The organism is Gilvimarinus polysaccharolyticus, assembly GCF_001187555.1.
Lineage (GTDB): Bacteria > Pseudomonadota > Gammaproteobacteria > Pseudomonadales > Cellvibrionaceae > Gilvimarinus > Gilvimarinus polysaccharolyticus.
On sequence record NZ_LFIJ01000002.1, the window covers coordinates 489,098 to 497,909 of the forward strand.

The following is an 8,812-nucleotide window of genomic DNA, read 5'->3' on the forward strand; positions in this document are numbered from 1 at the left end:
AAGAAATGAGTAACAACTAGGTTACGAGTACTATCAATTGCGTACATCAATAGATTTACCGTTGAATTCTATCACTTTTTAGCCTAGCCACCCCAACATTCGCACGATGCTCACTAAAGCATCTACATAAAATAGCTATCTAGAAACATCAACCACAAGCTAAGCCGCGAACTATCTTATACAAGCTTTTACCATTGTTTTCTCTGGCCGTGTCCCCGCTGAAACTCGTGCTCTACAGCTTTTAAAAGAGATTGTTGCTCATCGCTAGGGCTACCCTCAACCGTAGCGGCCAAATTAAGCATAGAAGACAGCGACGCGATATGACGCTCTTGAAACTCCGAGAGGGTTAGAGCCAATATATGTTTCACCTCGGCCGCTATATTGACAACATCGGCCAACAGATAAGCCGATGACGTATACATTTCTGTAGCCGTTTTTGCATCAATCTTAAATTCATCAACAAACGAATTTAACACAGAATTTTTAGCCTCTTTTGTCAAGGGCGCCTTAAGCTCGGCCATTGCAACCACTAGCACCGAAGCTGCTTCCATTGGGTCATCAATGGTATGAATCGGTTTGGTTCCGTGTTTCTTTTCCCAGCTTCTGCGTCTGGCCCAAAAAAACGGATTAAAAGAACTCAAATCAATACCAGAATTTTGCAGTCTAACCAAAGCCCAAACCAAGCCGCCCACGGCTGTAATTATTGCTATTAAAATATGCATCCTTTCCCTCAATGATTACTAGGTCATTTAGACCGTAATAGATTTTTACACCCCCCATGAAAACTCGCAGACAACCTTCTGGTTTAAATTTAACACCAACAAAATAGGCCTAATGCGATGATGAATATTTTTTCATGAATAACCTAACCCGTAAAGCGGCTATGTATCCGTAAGTACAGCTCACGTCACAATGAAGTATCAATTGCCCCGCAACACCACCAAAAATATCGAAGGAGTATTTATAACAACCAAATCAATAGCTTAGAGTATTTCTCGGAAAAAGATTGTTTCCAGCGGAAAGTTAATACACCCATCAGTTCTCGCTCCCTCTGCGCTTACCGCATTCGTTATATAGCCCCATATCACTTAGCCTTTCAACTTAAGCTAACCGATTGATTACATTAGAATTAATAAAGAATGGAATTATATCGCCTGTTAATTTAGCAAACAGATAGGCATAATCATTCTTTTCTCTGTGAACCAAGCCATGATCAATCAGCTACAGGAAAAATATCAACTATCACTACTGCTGTTGCTCAGCTCTGTAGCCGTACTGGGGGTTTTTCCCTTTGCGCTTATACGCTACTTTGAAGGCAACCTCATAGCTGCGATCATAGATATAGTACTGATGCTTGGCATCATAGTGTTAGTCGCCTATTCGCATTACTCTAAAAACATCCGGATTGTCAGCGCGGTATTAGCCGTATTTATTAATGCCGGTGTAGTAGCCATTGTCAGAGCCAACGGAATAGATAGTTTTTTATGGGTTTACCCAGTCTTCGCAAGTTCCTTTATTCTAGTAAGGCCTATTGAAGCTCTTTGTATTAATATCATTGCTGGAGTTTCTCTTGTCGCTCTATCTGACATTTTTACTACCATTTCACTTGTATCCTATATTGTCACAATTTTTATATTGTCACTAAGCACCTTTGTCTATACCAGCCACAGTGAAAAACAGTTTCGCTTACTGGAAACCCTCAATACCGTTGATGCACTCACAGGCGCATTAAACCGCCGAGCCATGAGCTCAGATATGAAAGCAACCCTATCCAATTCAGAGCGAAACGGTATTAAACCCCTATTGGCAATTTTGGACTTAGATCATTTTAAAGCTGTGAACGATAAATACGGCCATGCAGTGGGCGACGAAGTACTAAAGAACTTTGTTGCCATCATTACATCAAACATTCGTCAATATGATCGACTTTATCGATTTGGCGGAGAAGAATTTGTGTTATTAATCCCCCAAATAAACGATCAACCTCATGCGTTTATTCACAACCTAAGATCGAAAATTAAAAGGGAGCTAAAAACACCAGACGGAAAAGAAATAACCGTATCGTTTGGAATTGCGGCCTGGGTGCCGGGCACTACAGAAGATTCTTGGTTAAAGCGCGCAGATGACGCGCTTTATCTAGCCAAAGCTAAAGGCCGAGACCGTGCCGTGTTCAGCGATGCAACAGAAGAGTATCCGCTTAAATCTTAAGCAATCAAAAAATGACCGATAATGTATTAAAATGCTATTTTTATCTGCCTGTTAAATTCCATAATCCTCCGGAATAACCGAGTAACTATTTGCTAAATTACTACGACCATCATGGAACAGTTTATTTCTGAGCGTCCCCTCTAACAGACCGCCAATCTTTACAGCCACCTTATTACTTGAGACGTTATTAGTGAGCACATTAATTTCTATACGGTTTATACTGTGAACCTTAAAAGCTTGATAGAGAGCAAGTTTTCCGGCAGCTGTCGCCACCCCACGGTTAATTGCTTTAGAGGCAACCCAGTAACCTAGCTCAGCTATTTTATGCGCATGAACTATTCTCTCTAAACCTACAGAACCTACGATTTCCCCACTATCGCTAGATCTTATTAAGTATCTATACGCGACACACTGGCTCCAATCCTCAATACATTTTTCGACCCAAATTCTAGTGTCATCTAATGTATAGTTACTGTGCAACCAAGGCATCCAAGGCCTCAGGTGCTCTGCTGAATCCAAAACTACCGTATAAAGTTCATCGATATCATTTTCAGCATACTTATCGATATATATGGTCATGGAAACCCCTGAAATTTAATAATTCACGCATCAACTGATACGAAATGAAGCCTATACTAACTAAAATGTCTGTAAATATAGTACGCAGCAATAACGAATATAGTTAAAAAAATGACACCTTTACTAGATTTTATTTTTGTAACTGATGGCGATGAAATATTATTTTGTTCAGAATATAGGTCGACTAACTCTTTAGCCTCTTTTAGGCCAACACCTCGCAACTCTCTTAGTTTTTTTATGGCCCTAATTTTCTGGCCATTTTCTATATCTCTGATAACCTCTGGCTCTAATGTAGAAATCATTCTATTTCCTTATTATTAATTATCTAATGTATTTTCATTGCTCGCGCATATTTATAAATTCTGGCTAGCCTCAGTTTTTACAGCGACCCAACTTAGTCACATCAACCTGGTTGTGTGTTTTTCAAAAATTACTCATCTAATCCAAATTTTTTCCGAATTCGCTTAGCCCATGATGATCTTTGTATTTTATAGCTATATGTATTTTCTGGAACAATAATATCCGGGTTGGCCAATACAAGTGCATCGAAAAATGCGCGCCGATCAAACCCTCTATAATTTCCATACATTAGTTGCTTTTTCTCTCCGTTTTTTAGAACAATTATGTTAGAAGAAAACTCTTGCATTGCATCGCTTATTTGCTTTAGTTCCGTAATGTCGGAAACATTAACCTGCCAACTCACATCGTTGAAGGTAGGGTCAAAATAGGACAAAGTAGTTGGTGTAACACAAACTCTAACTTCTTTATTTTCAAACCAAAACCACAGTGCTAAGCCAAGTAAAATAGCTTCAACAACCCAAATAGCAATATCTAGAATATCAAGAAACTGTATTAGCGCATTTTTATCGACCGTTAAATTGGGGAGATATTTGTGTGCTGCTACGTAGAGAAGAAATGCCACCCCGGCATTGACAATAAGTAACAACGCTGAAGAACGCTGCTTCCTAGTAAAAATAAAGTAAGTTGTCATGATTTTACCTTCATGAAATCTATCACTTGCTCACCAGCTCCGCTCACGCCCTAAGATATTTCCTTGATAAGGTATCACGCTATCCTTTAGATCTTGATACATTTTTATTATGTATTTTCATCCACTAAGCCTAACCTAAGGTGCCAATCCGCAAGTGATTCTTTCGGGTACCCTTCAAATAATTTATCCGATAATCCTGCATGAGTTACAACCCATGTAGCTTTTGAGCCCAACATCATATGCGTACGCTCCGGAGGTAACGGCAACTCAGTATCAACGGCAGAGGCGAATGGATGAACAAGTTCCGGCCATCTAGGATCCCACTGCCAGAGCGCACTGCCACATTTTTTGCAAAAATGCCTTTTGCCAGGGCTTTCATGATCATCTCCAGCTTCAGAGTCCTTTATTTTTGCTTGATAAACACTGATAAATTCCTCCCCTACAACCTTTAGAGTCTTATATTCACCACCTAGGTTAATACTATAGCCTCCACCACCTGCGGTTTTTCGACATATCGAGCAATAACATAAGTTATACGGATAGGGGTGGGAAGAATAAACTGTGAAGCTGACACAACCACAATGACACGAACCTTCTAGTTGCATTACTTGCCCTCCAGGTTTTTGAATATAAAACGCCCCAAGCCGCGGGCGCCTGGGTTTGAAACCAAGACATCCATCCCACATATCAGGGTCTTCGTAATCTGCGATAATTAAGCGATATTTATCTCCATATTCTATTACTCGAAGCAGTCCGTTTTTGGATACACAGAAACCTATTAGTAAACTCCACGAAATATATAGCTTTGGCCCATAAAAATTTATTGCCCATAGATTACTAACAATATTTTTTGTCGTCCACACGACAATACCTAACCAAAGCAATGAAAATAGTAATACCCAAAAGGTATCGTTGTTGGAACTGTATTATTGATATAAATTCATCCATAGCTGACTACATATAACGTCTACGGCTGACGCGAGACCACGAGTCCCAGGCCCGTATTTGTTAATGGTAGTGCCATTCTGACTACGCCGTTCACTAAGCCAATCTCTTTAAATCCAACCCGTTGATACATATATCGTGCTGCATTACTTTCGTAAACACCACAAGTAATCACCTCAGTACCAACTTTACTTGCTAGATCCCGATACCATTTAAGGAAGCGGCCACCTAAAGTTCTATTTTGGTATATTGATGCAATCTGTAAGGTATGGATATGAATAAGTTTTCCCTTTAACTCATAGAACGAGAAGCCTATAACTTGGCCAGATTTAGTGATTACGATTCCTTCTTGGGCTAAGAAGTACTCTCTAATCTTATGTTCATTCCATTCCTCACCTCTCCTGACGTAGTAACTCAACATGTTCTGCTTCATTAACTCAAATACAGGATCGACTAATTCATTGGATAAAGGCTCAATCACACAATTACCATTAACGCTGCCAGAGGCGGCAGCTTTGTAGTTTTTTTGTGGTAGTCTTTTCACCAGAAAAAACGACGGAAAAGTTACTCGCCGTTACTGGCTTTTTTAAAACATACGGTACTTTTACTTAATGCTCTTAGACATTCCCAAAAGTACAGGCTTATAGCCAAGCTTTTCATTTAGCACCATCATTTTTTTATTTTCAAGAAACACGTGAGAACGTATTTCACTAGCGCCTTTACTTCGAAGCCAAGATTCGGCCATACCCTTAAGGTGTGTCGCGACGCCTAGCTGTCGATATTTTGGATTTACCCAAAGTGAAAAGATATTTCCAAATTTCTCTTCGTCGCGCACTTCAAGTTGAATCCAATGCATGCCAACTATAGTATTTTCTTCATTTCGTGCTATTGCAACGTAACACTTTTCCTTTGAGTTTCTAATTTTCTCTACTGTTCGCACTACTAATTTTTCTGTATATAAATGGCCGGACATCCACTCTTCTGGGGCTCTACAATGCATATCCGCCACTACAGTAATGTCTCGATCATTATTTATATCCAATATTCCGTAATTTAGCTGATTCATAATAATGATGTTTTAACGCCTCTAGAATGTGCCGCATTGTTTCGAAGCAACGATTTTTGTGGTCGCATCGCTACACTTGTTAAATACTTACTCTCATTAAGAGTCGTTTCATTTCATTAATACCACTGCTGTATTTTAAAGCACTCATAGGAGCGGTGTTAATCTTTTTATTTACGGCCAATATATCACACCCTGCAGGCCCTAAAGGCTCAACATATGCCTCGAATAGATAGGCATAATCATTCATTGACCCTAGCACACTCCGATTATTAGTTTTGCTGAATAAAGGCGAATCGTATTCATTAAGTAAGTTTTCAATCGTTACTTCCGCTATACCTTCAGACTTAAGGTTTAGTGCCAAATTTTTTAAGAATAACTCAATGATATTTGAGAAATCTTTCTTTTTTACGGCTGGAACCCAAAAACAATATAATGTTGTTGAGTGACAAAATATCAAACACTTCCTGTGGTTTACAGTAACAATATTACAAAACCAGGAGCCAAGATATCCTTCGTTATCGGTATCGACAATATCGCCTTTCTTTAAACCGATCTCCTTGCTTACTTTCTGCGTATTTCTGAATATGAGCATAATTTTGGATTACGAGGTATTTAACGACAAGTTAAGTACTATTTAAGCACACAACAAACGACGGAATGAAGGTCCAGCCAGCTTGCTGGCGAACGTTAAACCTTTTGTTACGCGCGTTTAGAAATCAAAGATATCAAACACGGAACCCACATCAATATCCGGGAGCTCCAACCAGGAAAGATCAATATTGAAATTGAACCATGACTCGGAGTCATACTCTGTAACAGCGGATAACATTGATTCTTTCATTGATGAATAATCACAATCTTCGCCTATAGAAGAATGATAGTCATCAAATCTATCGTGATGCATAAACAAAGAAAGCGCCCAACAAGTTATTGCCGAATCGAAGCCGCTTGTAACTACTGCCTTAGAAATATCACTCTGGGAATAATACTTTTTTTTACCATGACTAGAGACCAGATTCGCTCCGACCTTTTGTGCTAAACTCTTTTTTATTTCAGTATTTATCTCTTCCATTTTTTGATCACTTTGTGCTTACAGACTAACGAGGCTGTAGAAAAACGTTTTTTTCGAAAACACATATCTCAGCCTGCCCTTTAATTTTATATTGATCACCATTCAACCACATTCGCTTAACATAATCACTTATTCTGCGCGGTAACGCAGAGGTAATTGTGGATAAGACTGTGGTTAAGCAATCGCTCCATAATTCATTAGCTTTTCAATGTTATGCACCAAGCAAAACAAACGCCACTGACCCTGTACTTTCGTTTTTCCACGTAGAGAGAAACGGTTCAACCGTTTATTAGTGCCTATATTGCCAAACACAGGCTCAACAGTGGACATACGGTGACCGTAAATCGCCTTTCCGTATCGGCTATCGACACGACGTTTCATCCAGTCAGTCGCCGTACGGCCATTGGTGTAGGTTATGGAGACTTGTCGACCATGGCCTTCACGCGTATCGGCTGAACTCGGGTTGCGCATGCACTGATGCTTAAGGTCGCACTGTCGGCAGTCTGTCAACTTACCTTCAAAGAAGAGTTTCCGCTTGCCATCGTTGGCGATGATGTCGTTTTTTAGCCACATCTCTTTGCCGGCCGGACAGCGACAAGTTTTCTTCTTTTTATTGATGATAAATTCGCTGGAAGGAATCACAGCCTTTACACCTTTCACCGTGTCTCGGTGACGCTTACCGTATTTTTCTTTTTGTTTGGCGAAGGTTTTATCACGCGAGCGAAATTGGTTGTCGGGGATATAAGCATTAATGCCTTCGCGGCGCAGGTAATGATTATTGGCGTCATTTGAAAATCCGGTGTCAGCGGTAATAATGGCCTGTGCTTTGAGTATGTCAGGGCTGATTCCCGTACGGGCGTAGCGCTGCTTGATACCGGCCAGTATAGGCTCTAGCGTATGGTGCTCTTGGCCCTCACCGAAGGCCTGAGCTTCAACAATAATTTGATGCTTTTTATCGACAGCCGCTACACCGTTGTAGCCTTGAATGGTGCCTTTACTGGTGGTAATTTTAGCCGATTCATTGTCGGTTATATTACTTTTAACCTCTGTCGGCTTTTTACCCTGCCCCATCCGTGGGGTTGCCGTCTTTAGGAATTTATTAATCCGTTCAAACTCTTTTCCTAAGGTTTCCGTGGCGCTCGTCAACTGCTGTTTTCTTTCTCGTTCATTCGGCTTACGTCCGTCTAACTTTTTATGCTCTTTAATACACGCGCGAAGCCTCCGCTGTATTTTGTCACGCTTGGCTTCCAATTCAGGTAAGGTGCCTGAGTGTTCTTTAGCTGCATTCGATGACATTTTACAACCATCAATGGCAAACAGTTCATTCCCCAGAAGCCCTTGCTGGTCACACACCAAGAGTACTTGCTCAAATACTGATTCGATAGCGTCGGGGTAGCTGCTTACAAAGCTGGCAATACTGGTAAAGTGAGGTACCGCATCACAAGACAAGGCTTTAAATATTATATTGTGTTCACACTGCCACTGAATTTCACGGCTAGAGGTGATTCCCTTCGCGTAGGCAAAAAGAATAATTTTAAGCAGTATGGCAGGGTCGTATGCAGAGCGCCCACCAGCATCGTTACTGTAGTTTTTATAAAACTCGGAAAGATCAATGTGATTATCGATCAGATTATGGAGGGTAAATTCAAAGGTTCCTGGCTGGATTTGCTCTTCGAAGTTAATCACCACCATGGCATCTTGGTTGTAATTATATTTTTTGAAGTTTGGCATAACGGAAGCTCCATTTACGATGCCTTATTTTATCAAAATCCTCCTGATTTTTGGAGTTTTTCTACAGCCTCAACGCCGCAAACAGCGGCAGACTTGTTGTTGATTGTTTTGTGCTAAAAGGCGCAGCCTGCACAAAACGAGCGACGGCAAGGCTGTCCAAGGAGCGCAGCGACTGATGCTGATTTGCCTTGTTAGATGCATAAATAGCACGCACCCAATA

At 40.5% G+C, this 8,812-nt stretch carries 11 protein-coding genes; 1 reads left to right on the forward strand and 10 read right to left on the reverse strand.

Annotated features, from left to right (window positions below; genetic code table 11):
* Positions 1-188: 188 nt before the first annotated feature.
* Entirely contained in the window at positions 189-722 is a 534-nt protein-coding gene (locus GILYN3_RS10675; protein ID WP_049722967.1) for a hypothetical protein, read from the reverse strand.
* A 487-nt stretch (positions 723-1,209) separates the two neighbouring features.
* Here GILYN3_RS10675 and GILYN3_RS10680 point away from each other — a divergent pair, with 487 nt between their 5' ends.
* Positions 1,210-2,208, forward strand: a complete 999-nt coding sequence (locus GILYN3_RS10680) for a GGDEF domain-containing protein (protein WP_049722968.1) — start codon at positions 1,210-1,212, stop codon at positions 2,206-2,208.
* A gap of 51 nt (positions 2,209-2,259) precedes the next feature.
* Here GILYN3_RS10680 and GILYN3_RS10685 read toward each other — a convergent pair whose 3' ends face one another.
* The 9 genes from GILYN3_RS10685 to GILYN3_RS10725 all read right to left on the reverse strand — a co-directional run bounded on the left by GILYN3_RS10685 (position 2,260) and on the right by GILYN3_RS10725 (position 8,592).
* Positions 2,260-2,787: a GNAT family N-acetyltransferase gene (locus tag GILYN3_RS10685; protein WP_049722969.1), complete on the reverse strand. Its 528-nt coding sequence runs from the start codon at positions 2,785-2,787 to the stop codon at positions 2,260-2,262.
* Between the two features lie 56 nt (positions 2,788-2,843).
* Positions 2,844-3,089, reverse strand: coding sequence for a ribosomal protein L7/L12 (locus GILYN3_RS10690; RefSeq protein WP_049722970.1), 246 nt, complete (start codon positions 3,087-3,089; stop codon positions 2,844-2,846).
* A 128-nt stretch (positions 3,090-3,217) separates the two neighbouring features.
* Positions 3,218-3,778 carry a hypothetical protein gene (locus GILYN3_RS10695; protein WP_049722971.1) on the reverse strand — a complete coding sequence of 187 codons (561 nt, stop codon included), beginning with the start codon at positions 3,776-3,778 and terminating at the stop codon, positions 3,218-3,220.
* Between the two features lie 107 nt (positions 3,779-3,885).
* A complete protein-coding gene (locus GILYN3_RS10700) occupies positions 3,886-4,641 on the reverse strand; it encodes a GFA family protein (RefSeq protein ID WP_232305573.1) in 756 nt (251 codons plus the stop codon).
* 104 nt (positions 4,642-4,745) lie between these two features.
* Positions 4,746-5,204 carry a GNAT family N-acetyltransferase gene (locus tag GILYN3_RS10705; RefSeq protein ID WP_198147344.1) on the reverse strand — a complete coding sequence of 153 codons (459 nt, stop codon included), beginning with the start codon at positions 5,202-5,204 and terminating at the stop codon, positions 4,746-4,748.
* A gap of 123 nt (positions 5,205-5,327) precedes the next feature.
* The gene (locus tag GILYN3_RS10710) at positions 5,328-5,789 is read right to left on the reverse strand and encodes a GNAT family N-acetyltransferase (protein ID WP_049722973.1); all 462 of its coding nucleotides are present in this window, start codon (positions 5,787-5,789) and stop codon (positions 5,328-5,330) included.
* A gap of 79 nt (positions 5,790-5,868) precedes the next feature.
* The gene (locus tag GILYN3_RS10715) at positions 5,869-6,381 is read right to left on the reverse strand and encodes a DUF6933 domain-containing protein (RefSeq protein ID WP_049722974.1); all 513 of its coding nucleotides are present in this window, start codon (positions 6,379-6,381) and stop codon (positions 5,869-5,871) included.
* 117 nt (positions 6,382-6,498) lie between these two features.
* The gene (locus tag GILYN3_RS10720; protein ID WP_049722975.1) at positions 6,499-6,861 is read right to left on the reverse strand and encodes a hypothetical protein; all 363 of its coding nucleotides are present in this window, start codon (positions 6,859-6,861) and stop codon (positions 6,499-6,501) included.
* Positions 6,862-7,035: 174 nt separating this feature from the next.
* The gene (locus tag GILYN3_RS10725) at positions 7,036-8,592 is read right to left on the reverse strand and encodes a transposase (protein WP_049722976.1); all 1,557 of its coding nucleotides are present in this window, start codon (positions 8,590-8,592) and stop codon (positions 7,036-7,038) included.
* Positions 8,593-8,812: the final 220 nt, after the last annotated feature.